The following is a 15,326-nucleotide window of genomic DNA, read 5'->3' on the forward strand; positions in this document are numbered from 1 at the left end:
CTCTGCATTGCGGCATGTGACAGGAGACGCGAATGGCCCGGAATTGTGTAATTTTTGATCTGGACGGCACGCTGGCCGACACCAGCGGCGATCTGATCGCGGCGGCCAATGCCTGTTTTGCCGGGATGGGAGAGGCGGTGCGGCTGGACCCGGTGGCCGATGCGGCCATCGCGGTGCGCGGTGCGCGCCGCATGCTGACAGAGGGGTTGACGCGGGCGGGGCGCTACAGCGACGCGGCGGTCGAGGCATGGTTTCCCCGCTTTCTGGACATCTACGGCGAGGCTATCGACGTCCACACGCACCTGTACGACGGCGCGGTCGCGGCGGTCGAGGCGCTGCGCGCGGCGGATTACGCCGTGGGCATTTGCACGAATAAGCCCGAGGCATTGGCAGAGACCCTGTTGCAGCGCCTTGGGGTGCGCGACCTGTTCGGCTCGCTGATCGGCGCGGATACCGGCCCCACGCGCAAGCCCGATGTCGCGCCTTATTGGGCGTCGGTCGATCAATGCGGCGGTCGGCGGTCAGCGTCCCTGCTGGTCGGCGACAGTGACACCGACCGCACCACCGCGCGGGCGGCCGGGGTTCCTTGCGTGCTTGTTACCTTCTCGCCAGAGGGACAGGCGGTGCGCGCGCTGGACCCCGAGGCCTTGATCGACCATTTCGACGAGTTGCAGGGCGCGGTGGGGCGGCTGATCGGCACCCCTTGAGCCGCGCCATGTGACCGTCCCGCGCCTGTGGGGGTGGTTAACAAGAGATAAAACCGTCTCTGTAACCCATTGATTTTTATAGACGCGATTCCGCGCCACGCGTGGACACCGCCTCAAGGCGCATGAAACAGATGCTCCGTCAGCGCCGTCAGGGGGGCCGCCTCCAGCCGGGCGATGGCCGCCTCGATCGCCTCGGCCCGGTCCCGGCCCAGAACCGGGTCGGCAAGGGCATGGAATTTCCTTGAAAGCTCCGCCTCCGAGGGCGGCGCCTCGGCGTCCCATCGCGGTGTCATCCAGTCGCTTTCCAATACCCGCCCGTCCCGCAGCACCAGCCTGACCCGCGCCAGCCGCGTGCCCGGAAAGACCGCGTTGGCCTGCGCATCCTCGGCCATGACCAGCCCCTCGGACAGGCGCAGGATCTCAGGGTCGCGCAGCGCCGGGCCGTCCAGATCCTCGGGGCCAAGAGCGCCACGCGTCATCGCCACGGCGCAGGGAAATGAGGTCGAATACTGCGCCTCTTCCGTGGTGAGGGGCCGCGCCGTCGCCAGCCGGGTCGCCTCGTGAAAGCTGTCTACTTCGATGTGATCCACATCGACTGAGGTCAGCCCATGCGCCCGCCGCAGCGCCAGAACGCCCTCGACCGGGGCCTGCGCCCAGCGGCAGACAGGGTAGGGTTTGAAATACTGCCGCAGGATGCGCCAGTCCTCACCCAGCCCGGTCCAAAACCCCGGCGCGTCCTCCACCGTGATCGCGGGCGCGCCGGTAAAGCCGCGCCGCGCCAGTTGCACGGCCGACACGCCGCACATCGCGCCCCAGCCAGAGCCGTCCTTGACCATGGTGGGCCAGTCGATACAGCGCATCATCTGGCTGCGCGGGCCGTGATATTCGGCGATCCCCAGCGCGTGCCGCGTCTGGTCCCGGTCCAGCCCCAACAGCCGCGCGCCCGCCGCCGCCGCCGTCACCGCGCCCCAACTGCCAGAGGTGTGATAGTCGGGGCAGGTGGCGTGCTGTGCCTCGGCGGCGCGCGCGCCAAATTCGTATCCCATGACAAGCGCGGTCAGGAACTCTTCGCCCGAGATCTGCGCCTGATGCCCGAACACCAGCAGCGCGGGCAGCAGCGGGCAGCCGATGTGCCCCTTCGAGGGGTTATAACCGTCGTGGCCATCCAGACTGTCGATGCTGATGCCCATTGCCATTGCGGCGGCGGCGGGGGCCGCGCGACGGTCGTCGAACAGGAGGGGCGTCGCGCCGGTAAAATCCTCGGCGGCATGGTCGCGGATGATCCGGGACATCCTGGTCCCCAGTCCTCCGGCGGCGACCCCCAGAAGGTCGCGCAGACAACGCCGTGCCTGCGCGCGGACCGCGTCGGGCAGGTCAGACCAGCGTAACCCGTGGATGAAATCAGCGACTGTCATGTCATCAGCCTAGCGCCACCGGCGCAGAGCCATTTCGCGAAAAGCGACCTGCGCGGCGGGACAATGGTCGCGAATGGATTGACCGCCGCGCCGCGCCTGCGCCAAAACAGCGTCATGACAGAACGTTTCACCGGCAGTTTCACCCAGCAAGAACCCATCCCGGCAGAGGCCATCGCCGCGGCGGTTAAGGTCATGCAGAGCGGTCGGTTGCATCGCTACAACACCGCGCCGGGCGAGATCTCACAGACGGCCCTGCTGGAGCAGGAATTCGCGGCGCAAACCGGCGCGCGCTATTGCGTCGCGGTGGCCTCTGGCGGCTATGCGCTTGGCTGCGCGCTGCGCGCCGTGGGCGTCCAGCCCGGAGAGACCGTGCTGACCAATGCCTTTACGCTGGCCCCGGTGCCCGGCGCCATCGCAGGCGTCGGCGCGGTGCCGGTCTATGTGGGGGTAACAGAGGATCTGGTGATCGACCTTGACGATCTGGCCGCCAAGGCGGACCGGGCCAAGGTTTTGATGCTGTCGCATATGCGCGGCCATCTGTGTGACATGGACCGTTTGATGCGGATCTGCGACGCCGCCGGGATCACCGTGATCGAGGATTGCGCCCATACCATGGGCGCGGAATGGAACGGCAAGCCATCGGGGCGGCACGGTGCGGTCGGCTGTTATTCGATGCAGACCTACAAACACGTCAACTCTGGCGAGGGCGGCTTTCTGGTGACCGATGACGCAGAGATCGCCGCGCGCGCGATCATGCTGTCGGGGTCTTACATGCTGTACGAACGCCATCTGGCCGCGCCGGGACCGGAGGTCTTTGAGCGGGTGAAATACGTGACGCCGAACATTTCCGGGCGGATGGACAATCTGCGCGCGGCCATCCTGCGGCCACAAATGCGCGCGCTGGAGGCACAGGTCACGCGGTGGAACGACCGCTACGCCGTGGTCGAGCAGGGCCTGCGCGGGACGCCGGGGCTGCGCCTGACCGAGCGTCCGGCAGCCGAGCGCTTTGTCGGCTCTTCGATCCAGTTCCTGTTGCTGGACTGGACGCGCGAGGCGGTGCAAGAGGTGCTGGCGCGCTGCGCGGCACGCGGGGTCGAGCTGAAGTGGTTCGGCGGCGCGGAACCTTCGGGGTTTACCTCTCGCTATGACAGTTGGCGTTATGCGCCGTCGCAGCCGATGCCCGCCAGCGACCGGGTGCTGCGCGGGATTGTCGACATGCGCTTGCCGCTGACCTTCAGCCTTGAAGACTGCGCACAGGTCGCGCGGATTATCCGGGCCGAGGTGGGCGCGGTGTTCCAGTTGCCAGCGCCGGAGTTGTAGAGCGGAACGGTGGACATCGACACCTTGGCAGAGCCCTCGGTCAGCTCGCGCGCCTGGCCGACGTAGATAAACGTCTGGTTGGCCGCGTCGAAGATACGTTTGACGACGCACAGCGATTTTTAGGTCATGGAGGGCGATGTGCGAAAACCGTCCTCGCCAATTTCGTCCCGATCGGCCCGCTCTGACGACACCAGATGGAGGCGTCGGACAGGTCCTCGAACCAGTTGCCTTTTCCCAGGCGGTCCAGCAATCCACGTTCGAAATACGCAAGGTGGCAGGTGACGCCGTCCACGTCGGGATCGGCGATGGCCTCTATGATGATGTCGTTGCCGACCCAGTCGACGCCGATTTCGCCGACCTGTTCGGCCGGCGCCGGGCCAGTCAGGGAAAGGGCGATCATCGCGGGGGCACAAAGGCGGAGATGGAACATTTCAGTCCCTCCTGTCATGGGCGCGTCATGGCCTTGCGGTGCAAATGCCCGGCCGGTCCGGGCAGTTCCGCAACACTGCGGCGCGGGTCAGCGCGGTTGCGCCCAGGGTTCCATTCTGTTTTTCGGGTCAGCGTGAAGTTGCCGCTGTAACCACCTGTTTTGGCGCAATTTCGCGCGCGGGGAAAATATAGTGGAGAGGTTGGAACCAAGGCGGGGGGAAATTGATTGTGCCCTCGAACGCCGCGCTGCTTGCGCTTCGTCAAACAGGATAGAGAAGGAGAAACCAATGCTTCGTACAGCAATGCTGACCGCCTCGACCGCCATTTTCGCCGCCGGTTCCGTGGCTGCCGCAACCACGGCAACTGCCGTGACCGACCTCAACATCCGTTCCGGCCCGGGCCCGCAGTATGAGATCACCGGTGTGATTACCGGGCAGGATCAGGCCGAGGTCGACGGCTGCCTTGACGAGGTCAACTGGTGCAAGGTGAGCTATGAAGGCCAGGAGGGCTGGGCCTATGGTGCCTATCTGACCGCCATGATCGAAGACGCCGAAACCGCGATCGTCGAGCCGGAAGCCGAGGTGATCGTAGGCACCGTGACCTATGACAATTCGAAAGACGTCGAGGCCTTTGCCGGCGCGGGCACCGTGGGGGCCGTGGCAGGTGCCCTGATCGCCGGGCCGGTCGGTGCCGTGGCGGGCGGTCTTCTGGCCGGGGGCGCGGGCGCTGCCGCCCAACCGGACGCGCGCGTCGTGACCTATGTGCGCACCAACACGGTGGAGCCTGTCTATCTCGAAGGCGAAGTCGTGACCGGCGCGATCCTGCCGGAAACGGTCGAACTGGTCGAGATCCCCGACTCGGATCTGCGCTATGTCTACGTGAACGGTCAGCCGGTGCTGGTGGACCCGACCGAACGGACCATCGTTTACGTGGTGCGCTAAGCCACACAGGACTTTAACCTGCCTCGGGCGGCTCTGCGGAGCCGCCCTTTTTGCATTTTGGGGCCGCGAAAGTCCCGGATTGACCGACTCGCGCAGGCCTGATACGAATTTATTGAACAGTTGTTCATTAACCGGGGAGGGGGGGGAGCGGCAATGTTCACGGCAACGATGAAGTTCGACCTTGGCGAAGACGTCGAGGCGCTGCGCGAGATGGTCCACAAATGGGCGCAGGAGCGGGTCAAGCCGATGGCGGCAGAGATTGACCGCTCGAACGTCTTTCCGCCTGAGTTGTGGAAGGAAATGGGCGACCTCGGTCTGCTAGGCGTGACCGTGCCTGAGGAGTACGGCGGTGCCGGGATGAGCTATCTGGCCCATACCGTCGCGGTCGAAGAGATCGCGCGCGCCTCTGCCAGCGTGTCGTTGTCCTACGGGGCGCATTCCAACCTCTGCGTGAATCAGATCAAATTGAACGGCACGGATGCGCAGCGGCAGAAATACCTGCCGGGCCTGATCTCGGGCGAACATGTCGGCGCATTGGCGATGTCCGAACCGGGAGCCGGATCGGACGTAGTCAGCATGAAGCTGCGCGCCGAAAAGCGGAACGACCGCTTTGTTCTGAATGGCAACAAGTACTGGATCACCAACGGGCCGGACGCCGACACTCTGGTGGTCTACGCCAAGACGGACCCAGAGGCCGGGGCCAAGGGCATCACCGCCTTCCTGATCGAAAAGTCGATGACCGGCTTCAGCACCAGCCCGCATTTCGACAAGCTGGGGATGCGTGGGTCGAACACAGCCGAGCTGATCTTTGACAACGTCGAAGTGCCGTTCGAGAACATCCTTGGCGAAGAGGGCAAGGGCGTGCGCGTCCTGATGTCGGGCCTTGATTATGAGCGCGTCGTGCTGGCGGGCATCGGTCTGGGGATCATGGCGGCCTGTCTGGATGAGGTCATGCCCTACTTGTCCGAGCGCAAGCAATTCGGCCAGCCGATCGGGAACTTTCAGCTGATGCAGGGCAAGATCGCCGACATGTACACGGCGATGAACTCGGCCCGCGCCTATGTCTACGAGGTGGCCAAGGCCTGCGACCGGGGGCAGGTCACGCGGCAGGACGCGGCGGCCTGCTGTCTGTACGCCTCCGAACAGGCGATGGTGCAATCGCATCAGGCGGTGCAGGCGCTTGGCGGCGCGGGCTTCCTTGCCGATGCGCCGGTGGCGCGGCTGTTCCGCGATGCCAAGCTGATGGAAATCGGCGCAGGCACGTCCGAGATTCGCCGGATGCTGGTCGGGCGCGAACTGATGTCGGCCATGCTGTGAAAATAGGGGCGGGGCTGCGGCGCGCACTGGAGTAGGCGGGTGGCGGATCGCAAAGGGGGGATGATGCCGGGCTGGGTATGGTGGATGCCGCTTGTGGCGTTGGTCTCGCTGATGGCGGTGCATTTTTTCCGGCTGGGCTGGATCGCCGCCAACCTGACAGAGGGCGAAGTGATCGCGGCCTACGCGCAGCGGTATCTGAAGGACCGCGCGCAGGATGGCACCGGGACCGGCGCGCGGGTCAGCGACTGTGTGGCCTACCCCGGCGAGGACACGGGGATCTGGCTGCGCATATTCTGCGGACCGTCGAATGATCCGTCCCGGCAGTATCAATACGACGTCGACCGTTTGGGTCAGTTTGTGCGAGGCTTGACCCCGCATAGTACAGGCGTCGCGCCGGACAGTGGCCTGCGCCGCCCAGAAACCTGAGGAGATCCGCAATGCGCGCTTTTTCGATCCTTGCCCTGACCCTGTGTGCTGCCCCGGCGGCGGCGCAGGAACTGGCGTTTTCATCCGATGCGACCGAAACCTGCCTTGGGTCCGGCGCCGATTTCCGCAGCTGCATCGGCCTGTCCGCCGAGGCCTGCATCACCGACACGGACGGCGGTTACAGCACCGTCGGGATGAGCGGCTGTTACAGCCGCGAGTTCGAATGGTGGGACGACCGGCTGAACCTGTCGTATGGCTTTGCGATGGATTTCGCCAAACAATCCGATGTGGACAACGGCGGCTTTGGCCCCTCGCAGGTGGATGCCCTGCGTGAGATGCAGCGCGCCTGGATCAGGTTCCGCGACGCGACCTGTGCCTATGAACGCAGCCATTGGGGCGGCGGCACCGGGGCGGGACCGGCGGGTGCGGAATGTATGATGCGCGAGACCGCAAAGCAGACATGGTACATCGAAAGCATGGTGACCCCCGGCTGATGCTGACACCCGCGCCCACATATGACGCCTTGCGCGCCGGGTTTCGCTGGGATCTGCCCGCCCGACTGAACATGGCCGAGCAGGCCTGTGACCGCTGGGTGCTGCGCGCGCCTGACCGGGTGGCGATCATCGACCACGCCAGCGGCGCGGACGTGACCTACGCCCAACTGGCGCATCTGTCGCGCCGGGTGCAGGCGGGGCTGGTGGCGCGTGGTGTGCAGGCGGGCGACCGGGTGGGGGTGCTGCTCAGCCAGTCGCCGCTCTGTGCCGCCGCGCATCTGGCCTGCTGGCGGATGGGCGCGATCTCTGTCCCGCTGTTCATGCTGTTCCGTGAGGACGCCCTGCGCGCCCGGCTGGAGGACAGCGGCGCGCGGGTTGTTGTGACGGATGAGGAGGGCGCGGGTATGCTGGCCCCCTTTGATCTGGACGTCCTGCGCGAGAGTGATCTGCCCGCTGACGGTGCAGAGGGTCCGGCGATTGACAGCGGTCCGGACACGCCCGCCGTGCTGATCTATACCTCCGGCACCACCGGCAAGGCCAAGGGGGCCTTGCACGGGCACCGCGTCCTGACGGGCCATTTGCCGGGGGTCGAGATGAGCCATGATTTCCTCGGCCAATCCGGCGACCTGTTGTGGACGCCCGCCGATTGGGCATGGATTGGTGGGTTGTTCGACGTTTTGATGCCGGGGCTTGCGCTGGGGGTACCGGTTGTCGCCGTGCGGATGCGGCGGTTCAATCTGGATGACTGCGCAAAGATCGTCCGGAAACACTCTGTTCGGAATGTGTTTTTCCCGCCCACAGCTTTGCGGATGATGAAGGCGGCGGACATGCGTTTGCCGGGCCTGCGCTCTGTCGCCAGCGGCGGTGAACCCTTGGGTGCGGAAATGCTGGCCTGGGGGCGTCAGGCCTTTGGCGTCACCATCAATGAGTTCTACGGCCAGACCGAATGCAACATGGTGGCCAGTTCCTGCGGCGCATTGTTCGGCGCGCGGCCCGGTTGCCTTGGCCGCGCGGTGCCGGGGTTTGACGTGGCGGTGATCGACGCGGCAGGGCAGGTCACCGATGGTGAGGGCGACATTGCCGTGCGGCGCGGCTGTGCCTCGATGATGCTGGAGTACTGGCAGAACCCGCAGGCGACGGCGGACAAGTTTCGCGGCGACTGGCTGGTGACCGGGGATCGCGGCGTCGTGGAAGATGGGTTCATCCGCTTTGTCGGGCGTGAGGATGACGTGATCACCTCTGCGGGGTATCGCATCGGACCCGCCGAGATCGAGGATTGCCTGCTGACCCATCCCGGCGTGGCGACGGTGGGGGTGGTGGGCAAACCCGACGCGCTGCGCACCGAGATCGTCAAGGCCTACGTGGTGCCCAAGGCGGGGGTGACGGTCACGGCGGAGGAACTTCAGTCATGGGTGAAGGAACGGCTGGCAAGTTATTCCTATCCAAGGGAAATCACCTTTGTCGAGGCGCTGCCTATGACGGTCACCGGCAAGGTGATCCGCAAGGAGCTCAAGGCCATGGCGGCGGCGGAAACGACATGAAACAGCCCATCTGCGAGATGAATAACAAGGGGTCGAGGACATGAAACTGCAATCCCAGGTGCTGACAGCGGGCGAGGCCTTTACCGCGAACCGCAAGGCCCATCTGGACGCTTTGGCGCAGATCGAGGCCGCAGCGGCACAGGCGGCGGCGGGCGGTGGCCAGAAATCCCGCGACCGGCATGTGAGCCGGGGCAAGATGCTGCCGCGTGAGCGGGTGACAAACCTGCTGGACCCCGGTTCGCCGTTTCTGGAAGTCGGCGCTACGGCGGCGCATGGCATGTATGACGGGGCCGCGCCCTGCGCGGGGGTGATCGCGGGGATCGGGCTGGTCGAGGGGCGGCAGGTCATGGTGGTCTGCAACGACGCCACCGTGAAGGGCGGTACTTACTACCCGATGACGGTCAAGAAACACCTGCGCGCGCAGGAGATCGCCGAGGAAAACCGCCTGCCGTGCGTCTATCTGGTGGACTCAGGTGGTGCGAACCTGCCCAATCAGGACGAGGTGTTTCCGGACCGCGACCACTTTGGCCGGATCTTTTACAATCAGGCGCGGATGTCGGCCAAGGGCATTGCGCAGATTGCCGTGGTGATGGGGTCGTGTACGGCGGGCGGGGCCTATGTGCCTGCGATGTCTGATGTTTCCATCATCGTCAAGGAACAGGGCACGATCTTTCTGGCCGGTCCGCCACTGGTCAAGGCGGCGACGGGCGAGGTGGTCACCGCCGAGGACCTTGGCGGCGGCGACGTTCACACGCGCCTTTCCGGCGTGGCGGATTACCTGGCCGAGGATGACGCCCACGCGCTGGCGCTGGCCCGGCGCGCGGTCGGCTCACTGGGTGGCGGCGCGGCGGACCTGTCGATGATCGGCGAGGCCCCGGCCTATGATCCCGACGAATTGCTGGGTGTGGTGCCCGCCGATCTGCGCACGCCCTATGACATCCGCGAGGTCATCGCGCGGCTGGTGGACGGCTCTTACTTTGATGAGTTCAAACCCCGCTTCGGCGAGACCTTGGTTTGCGGTTTTGCCAAGGTGCACGGCATGGATGTCGGCATCGTCGCCAACAACGGCGTGCTGTTCAGTGAAAGCGCCGCGAAGGGCGCGCATTTCGTCGAACTGTGCTCAAAACGCAAGATCCCCTTGGTTTTCCTGCAAAATATCACCGGCTTTATGGTGGGGCGCAAATACGAAAATGAGGGCATCGCCCGGCACGGGGCCAAGATGGTGACGGCTGTCGCCTCGACCTCGATGCCCAAGGTCACGGTGCTGGTGGGCGGCTCTTTTGGCGCGGGCAACTACGGCATGGCGGGGCGATCCTATCAGCCGCGGTTCCTGTGGACATGGCCCAACAGCCGTATTTCCGTCATGGGCGGACCGCAGGCGGCGGGGGTTCTGGCCACCGTGAAACGCGACGCGATCGAACGGTCCGGCGGCTCTTGGTCGGCAGAGGAAGAGGCCGCGTTCAAACAGCCGACGCTGGACATGTTCGAACGCCAGTCGCACCCGCTGTATGCCTCGGCGCGGCTGTGGGATGACGGCATCGTCGACCCGCGCAAGACGCGGGGCGTGCTGGCGCTCAGCCTGCGCGCGGCGCTGAATGCGCCCATTGAGGACACGTGCTTTGGCGTGTTCCGGATGTGATTTTGCAGGGGACACACATCATGCACAACCCATGCACAACCCATGCACAGGCCATCCGCCTCTGCGATGGCACAGCCGGAACACCGGCGCACCGGTCGGAAGGACAAAACCATGTTTGACACCATCCTGATTGCCAACCGGGGCGAGATCGCGGCCCGCGTGATCCGGACCGCCCGAACCATGGGGGTGCGCTGTGTCGCGGTGCATTCCGACGTGGACGCGGATGCGCTGCACGTGGAACTGGCCGATGAGGCGGTTTGCATCGGCGGGGCGGCCCCCGCGCAAAGCTATCTGCGCGGCGATGTGATCATCGAGGCGGCCAAGGCCACCGGCGCGCAGGCGATCCATCCCGGCTATGGGTTTCTCAGCGAAAACCCGGACTTTGTGCAGGCGGTCGAGGCGGCGGGGCTGAGTTTTATCGGGCCATCGGCGCAGGCGATCCGGCAGATGGGTCTCAAGGACGCGGCCAAGCGGCTGATGCAGGCGGCGGGGGTGCCGGTTGTGCCCGGCTACATGGGCGAAGACCAGGACCCCGGCCATCTGGAGGTCGAGGCGCAGAAGGTCGGCTATCCGCTGCTGATCAAGGCGGTCGCGGGCGGCGGCGGCAAGGGGATGCGGCTGGTCGAGCGGCCAGAGGATTTTGTCGACGCGCTGGAGCGGGCCAAGGCCGAGGCGCGCACCGCCTTTGGCAATGACGCGGTGCTGCTGGAAAAGTTCATCCAGCGTCCGCGCCACATCGAGGTGCAGGTCTTTGGCGACGGCAATCGTGCGGTGCATCTGTTCGAACGGGATTGTTCGCTGCAACGCCGCCACCAGAAGGTGATCGAAGAGGCCCCCGCGCCGGGCATGACGCCCGAGATGCGCGCCGCCATGGGGCAGGCGGCGGTCAAGGCCGCCGAGGCCATCGCCTACAAGGGCGCGGGCACGGTGGAATTCATCGTCGACGGCTCCGACGGGCTGCGGCCCGATGGCTTCTGGTTCATGGAGATGAACACGCGGCTTCAGGTGGAACACCCGGTGACCGAGGAAATCTGCGGCGTCGATCTGGTCGAATGGCAGATTCGCGTGGCGGCGGGGGAACCTCTGCCCGCGGTTCAGGACGATCTGACGATCAACGGCCATGCCTTTGAGGCGCGGCTTTATGCCGAGGATGTGCCCGCAGGCTTTTTGCCCGCCACCGGGACGCTGGCGGAACTGGCCTTTCCCGAAGGCGTGCGGGCCGAGGCCGGGGTGCGCTCGGGCGATGCCATCAGCCCGCATTACGATCCGATGATTGCCAAACTGGTGGTGCATGGGCCGTCCCGCGCGGTGGCGCTGCGCCGTCTGGCGCGCGGCCTGCGCGACACGCGGGTGGCCGGGACGGTGACCAACCTTGGGTTTCTGGGCGCGCTGGCCGAACACGCGGGGTTTGCCCGTGGTGAGGTGGACACCGGGTTGATCGGGCGTGACCTTGAGGCTTTGACGGCTGCGGCAGAGGTGACGCCGCAGGTCTGGGCCGAGGCGGCGATGGCGGCGCTGGGTCTGCTGAACGCGCAGGGCTGGGACGCGGGGTTCACCCTATGGGGGCCGGAATGGCGCGCGGTGGTGCTGGAACAGGGCGGCGAGACCCGCGAAATTGGCGTCAAGCTGCGCGGGCCGGACAGCGCGCTGGTGCTGGTCTCGGAGCAGGAGGTTGCGGCGCTCCGCGGCGCGCGGGGCTGGACCTTTGACGGGCAGCCCGCTGCCGGTGCCTTTGTGACGCCAGAGCGTGTGACGGTGTATGCCAACTATGGCGTCGGCTTTGCGCGGCCCGATCCCCTGGCGCGCGGCGCAGGCGCGCAGGCGGCGGCGGGGGCGCTTGCGCCGATGCCGGGGCGGGTCGTGTCGGTGCATGTGGCCGTCGGGCAGGCGGTCGAAGAAGGCGACCGGCTGGTGGTGCTGGAAGCGATGAAGATGGAACACACGCTGCGCGCGGGCCGCGCCGGGCAGGTGGCCGAGGTGCTGGTGACGGAGGGCGATCAGGTCGAGGCGGGCGCGCCCTTGGTGGTGCTGGTCGAGGAGGAAGACGCATGAGGGACGCGAAACCGACAGTGACATTGCACCATGTGCAATACGGGCGCTCCTTCCGGGTGCTCTGGCTGCTGGAGGAGATCGGGCTGGAGCGCTTTGGCGGGCTGGAGATCGTCGAGCACCGGATCGGCACAAAGGAGATGCGCGAGAGCGATCTGGGCCGGATCTCACCGGCGGTGCGGATTCCGGCGGTGGTGATCGACGGTCTGGAGATGAGCGAGAGCGGCGCCATCGTTCAATACATGACAGAGACCTATGCGCCTGCGTTGGGCCGTCCGCCCGGCGATCCGGAGCGGCCCGCCTACCTGCAATGGATTCATTACGCCGAAACGCAGGCGAGCCTGATCGAACAGCTCAACCTGATGATGGTGTTTCTGCGGCCCCCGGCGAAACCCTCTCCGGTGGTGGTCAAGCTGACCGTGGCACGTTTGCGCCAGACCTTGCAGGGGATGGAGGACCGGCTGGGGGCGCGGGACTGGCTGTTGCCCTCGGGATTCTCGGCGGCGGATGTGATGATGGGGTTCAACCTGTTTGCGGTGCCCTACTATGTCCGGTTGGACGGGTTCCCGCGGGTGGCCGCTTACAAGGCGCGGATCGAGGCGCGCGAGGCGAACCGCCGCGCGGTGGCGCGCGAAGGGCCGCAGCGGTTCTACGACAAGGATTTCTATCCCGTGCCCGAGGCATAGGGGGGGATCCGATTGTGCGCCTGCGGCGCGCTGGTTGTCTCGCGCCCCGCCTGCGGCGGTGTGCTCGGGGGTTTTGGATATTTTTGGACAGAAGAAACCGGGGGCTGTGATGGCGGACTACGTCGAGATCTTTGAGGTCGGGCCGCGCGACGGCTTGCAGAACGAAAAGCGCGCCATTCCCACGGCGGAGAAGGTGGCCCTGGTCGATCTGTTGGCGGGGGCCGGGTTCCGGCGGATCGAGTGCGCGTCTTTTGTCAGTCCGAAATGGGTGCCGCAGATGGCCGACAGTGGCGCGGTTCTGGCCGGGATCCGCCGGGTGGAGGGGGTGTCCTACGCCGCTTTGACGCCCAACCTGACGGGGCTGGAGCGGGCTTTGGCGGCGAAGGCCGATGAGGTGGCGGTGTTTGGCGCGGCCTCGGAGGGCTTTTCCAGGGCCAATATCAATGCCTCGGTGGATGAGGGGCTGGCGCGGTTTGTGCCGGTGGCCGAGGCGGCGCGTAAGGCGGGGCTGCCGGTGCGGGGTTATGTGTCCTGCGTGGTGGACTGTCCCTATGACGGGGCGGTGGCGCCGGAGGCGGTGGCGCGGGTTGTCGCCGCGTTGCGGGACATGGGGTGTTACGAGGTGTCGCTGGGCGACACCATCGGGCGCGGACGGCCGGAGGCGGTGGAGGCCATGTTGGGCGCGGTGCTAGAGGAATTGCCTGCCGCACGGCTGGCGGGGCATTTTCACGACACCTCTGGCCGGGCGTTGGAGAACATCGACGTGGCCTTGGCGCGGGGGGTGCGGGTTTTTGATGCGGCGGTCGGCGGGCTTGGCGGGTGCCCCTATGCGCCCGGCGCGGCGGGGAACGTGGCGACAGAGGCGGTGCACGATCATCTGGTCGCGCTTGGCTACGAGACCGGTCTGGACCGGGCGGTCCTGAGGCGCGGGGCAGAGATGGCGCAGGCGATGCGGCGCGGCTGAGATGGATCGCGCGCACTGGAACGCGGCCTATTGCGCCGGAGATCGCGTCAGTTGGTTTGAGGCCGCGCCCGAGGCCTCTTTGCGGATGATCGCGCGGGCCGGGTTGGTGCCGGGGCGGGCGATTGACGTCGGCGGTGGCACCTCGGCGCTGGCGGGTCGTCTGCGCGGGATGGGCTGGGAGGTGACCGTGCTGGATATTTCCACCACGGCGCTGGACCTGGCGCAGGAGAGACTGGGCGCGGGGGCGTCGCAGATTGCCTGGGTTGCCGGGGATATCACGCGCTGGCGCGCCGCTGTGCCTTTTGACCTTTGGCATGACCGGGCGGTGTTTCATTTCCTGACCACGCCGGAGGATCGTCTGGCCTATGCAAACGGCCTGCGGGCGGGGCTGCGTCCGGGTGGGGCGGCGGTGATCGCGACCTTTGCCGAGGACGGGCCGGAGCGGTGTTCCGGCCTGCCGGTGAGGCGCTATGCGCCGGAGGATCTGTTGTCGGCGCTGGGGGCCGGTCTGCGGCTGGAGGCGTCGGAGCGGTTTGTGCATGTGACGCCCGGCGGCGGTGAACAGCGGTTTCAGATCAGCCTGTTGCGGCGGGAGAAAGAGCAATGAGGGACAGTATGGACTATATCGAAGTGCGCCGGGACGGGCGCGGCGTGGCGGAGATCCGGCTGTGTCGCGCCGACAAGCACAACGCGCTGTCGGCGCAGATGATGACAGAGCTGGAGGCGGCGGCCAAGGCGCTGGCGACCGACGACGATGTGCGGGTGGTGGTGCTGGCCGCCGAGGGGCGGAGTTTCTGCGCCGGGGGCGATCTGGCATGGATGCGCGAACAGTTCGAGATGGACCGGGCCACGCGGCGGGTGGAATCGGCGCGTATCGCCACGGCATTGGGCGCGCTGCATGCGCTGCCGCAGCCGCTGATCGGGCGGGTGCAGGGCAACGCCTTTGGCGGCGGGCTGGGGTTGATCTCTGTCTGTGATGTTGCGGTCGCCGTGGACACCGCGAAATTCGGTCTGACGGAGGTCAAGCTGGGACTGATCCCGGCCAATATCGGGCCTTATGTGATCCACCGGATGGGCGCGCGGAACGCGCAGGAGGTGTTCATGAACGCGCGCATCTTCGGGGCGGATGAGGCGGTGCGGCTGGGGCTGGTGAACCGGGTCGCCGGGGCGGATGCGCTGGACGAGACCGTCGAGGCCGAGGTGGCCCCCTATCTGGGTTGCGCACCCGGTGCCGTGCGCGACGCCAAGGCGCTGTTGCGCCGTTTGGCGGGGGAGGTCACGCCGGAGGCGGTGGAGGGGGCCATCGACGCCTTGGCCGAGCGCTGGGAGACCACGGAGGCGCGCACCGGAATCGCCGCCTTTTTCGACAAGCGCCCCGCCCCCTGGGCCTGACGCGGG

General features: G+C 66.5%; 14 protein-coding genes and 1 pseudogene. 13 read left to right on the forward strand and 2 right to left on the reverse strand.

Annotated elements, in window-relative coordinates; translation table 11 throughout:
- The first annotated feature begins 32 nt into the window (after nt 1-32).
- The gene (locus ACN0S5_RS00685; protein WP_417205051.1) at nt 33-707 is read left to right on the forward strand and encodes an HAD-IA family hydrolase; all 675 of its coding nucleotides are present in this window, start codon (nt 33-35) and stop codon (nt 705-707) included.
- Nucleotides 708-820: 113 nt separating this feature from the next.
- Here ACN0S5_RS00685 and ACN0S5_RS00690 read toward each other — a convergent pair whose 3' ends face one another.
- A complete protein-coding gene (locus ACN0S5_RS00690) occupies nt 821-2,122 on the reverse strand; it encodes an MmgE/PrpD family protein (RefSeq protein ID WP_417205052.1) in 1,302 nt (433 codons plus the stop codon).
- Nucleotides 2,123-2,236: 114 nt separating this feature from the next.
- On the opposite strand from ACN0S5_RS00690, the gene ACN0S5_RS00695 reads away from it, so the two are divergent.
- Nucleotides 2,237-3,442 carry a DegT/DnrJ/EryC1/StrS family aminotransferase gene (locus ACN0S5_RS00695; protein ID WP_417205054.1) on the forward strand — a complete coding sequence of 402 codons (1,206 nt, stop codon included), beginning with the start codon at nt 2,237-2,239 and terminating at the stop codon, nt 3,440-3,442.
- Here the strand turns inward: ACN0S5_RS00695 and ACN0S5_RS00700 are convergent.
- Nucleotides 3,433-3,842, reverse strand: a pseudogene (locus ACN0S5_RS00700) (CreA family protein); the annotation flags it as partial. The gene ACN0S5_RS00695 and the pseudogene ACN0S5_RS00700 overlap by 10 nt on opposite strands.
- Before the next feature lie 316 nt (nt 3,843-4,158).
- Between ACN0S5_RS00700 and ACN0S5_RS00705 the strand changes: the two are divergent.
- The 11 genes from ACN0S5_RS00705 (at nt 4,159) to ACN0S5_RS00755 (ending at nt 15,320) form a co-directional block, all read left to right on the forward strand.
- Entirely contained in the window at nt 4,159-4,812 is a 654-nt protein-coding gene (locus ACN0S5_RS00705) for a DUF1236 domain-containing protein (protein WP_417205055.1), read from the forward strand.
- 153 nt (nt 4,813-4,965) lie between these two features.
- Entirely contained in the window at nt 4,966-6,129 is a 1,164-nt protein-coding gene (locus ACN0S5_RS00710; RefSeq protein ID WP_417205057.1) for an isovaleryl-CoA dehydrogenase, read from the forward strand.
- Nucleotides 6,130-6,168: 39 nt separating this feature from the next.
- Nucleotides 6,169-6,555 carry a hypothetical protein gene (locus tag ACN0S5_RS00715; RefSeq protein WP_417205059.1) on the forward strand — a complete coding sequence of 129 codons (387 nt, stop codon included), beginning with the start codon at nt 6,169-6,171 and terminating at the stop codon, nt 6,553-6,555.
- An 11-nt stretch (nt 6,556-6,566) separates the two neighbouring features.
- Nucleotides 6,567-7,049, forward strand: coding sequence for a lysozyme inhibitor LprI family protein (locus ACN0S5_RS00720; protein ID WP_417205061.1), 483 nt, complete (start codon nt 6,567-6,569; stop codon nt 7,047-7,049).
- On the forward strand, nt 7,016-8,590 hold the full coding sequence (locus tag ACN0S5_RS00725) for an AMP-binding protein (protein WP_417205062.1): 1,575 nt from the start codon (nt 7,016-7,018) through the stop codon (nt 8,588-8,590). The genes ACN0S5_RS00720 and ACN0S5_RS00725 overlap by 34 nt, the downstream gene beginning before the upstream one ends.
- A 40-nt stretch (nt 8,591-8,630) precedes the next feature.
- Nucleotides 8,631-10,229, forward strand: a complete 1,599-nt coding sequence (locus tag ACN0S5_RS00730) for a carboxyl transferase domain-containing protein (RefSeq protein ID WP_417205064.1) — start codon at nt 8,631-8,633, stop codon at nt 10,227-10,229.
- A 111-nt stretch (nt 10,230-10,340) separates the two neighbouring features.
- Entirely contained in the window at nt 10,341-12,281 is a 1,941-nt protein-coding gene (locus ACN0S5_RS00735; protein WP_417205065.1) for an acetyl/propionyl/methylcrotonyl-CoA carboxylase subunit alpha, read from the forward strand.
- Complete coding sequence (locus ACN0S5_RS00740) at nt 12,278-12,964, forward strand: glutathione S-transferase family protein (RefSeq protein ID WP_417205067.1); 687 nt, start codon at nt 12,278-12,280, stop codon at nt 12,962-12,964. Before ACN0S5_RS00735 ends, ACN0S5_RS00740 begins: the two co-directional genes overlap by 4 nt.
- A 109-nt stretch (nt 12,965-13,073) precedes the next feature.
- Nucleotides 13,074-13,928 (forward strand): hydroxymethylglutaryl-CoA lyase, encoded by an 855-nt coding sequence (locus tag ACN0S5_RS00745; protein ID WP_417205069.1) that lies wholly within the window; start codon nt 13,074-13,076, stop codon nt 13,926-13,928.
- A 1-nt stretch (nt 13,929) separates the two neighbouring features.
- A complete protein-coding gene (locus ACN0S5_RS00750) occupies nt 13,930-14,535 on the forward strand; it encodes a class I SAM-dependent methyltransferase (RefSeq protein WP_417205070.1) in 606 nt (201 codons plus the stop codon).
- A gap of 8 nt (nt 14,536-14,543) precedes the next feature.
- Nucleotides 14,544-15,320, forward strand: a complete 777-nt coding sequence (locus tag ACN0S5_RS00755; protein WP_417205506.1) for a crotonase/enoyl-CoA hydratase family protein — start codon at nt 14,544-14,546, stop codon at nt 15,318-15,320.
- Nucleotides 15,321-15,326: the final 6 nt, after the last annotated feature.

It is taken from the genome of Antarctobacter sp. (genome assembly GCF_048262615.1).
GTDB lineage: Bacteria > Pseudomonadota > Alphaproteobacteria > Rhodobacterales > Rhodobacteraceae > Antarctobacter.